A 580-nucleotide genomic window follows, 5' to 3' on the forward strand; every position below is an offset into this window, starting at 1 on the left:
CAACTCATAAAACTAAAAATAATTCTGCTAAAAAACCTTTTCATTTGGCACTTATTGTCAACATGGGATATGCATTAATTATCTCTATACTACTGTTATCAGCCGTAGGTTGTAGTACGACGCAAGCATTTAAACCAACCGCCAGCGTTATCGTTGGTGGACACAAAACACTATAGTACACAGTACCTAATGCTTGGCTTTTGATCGTTTATACTTTTTCTTCATTTTTATTCCAAATCTATCATTCACTGTTTTATAAGTAGAAAACCCTATGTCCTTGTCTTCATCGTTATCTGCTATCTCGTTGCGTATTGCCTGTTCCTTAGCGCTTGCTACTACCTTGACTGCATGTCAAACCAGTAACTTCCAGCAAACAGCTACGTCTGACACAGTAATTGCTAAGCCAGCCGCGAGCTCAGATTTGGCTATCGATATGTCAGGTCGGCATGAATATCAGTTAGAAAATGGGCTAAAAATCATTATCAAAGAAGATCATCGAGCGCCAGTCGCGATGACGCAGATTTGGTATCGGGTTGGCTCAGCAGATGAGCCGTTAAACAAAGGTGGTATCTCGCATTTG

General features: G+C 40.3%; 1 pseudogene. It reads left to right on the top strand.

The features are described from left to right. Positions 1-271: 271 nt before the first annotated feature. Positions 272-580: pseudogene (locus ACS8FD_RS23040) on the top strand (insulinase family protein); the annotation flags it as partial.

It is taken from the genome of Psychrobacter sp. 1U2 (assembly GCF_051847575.1).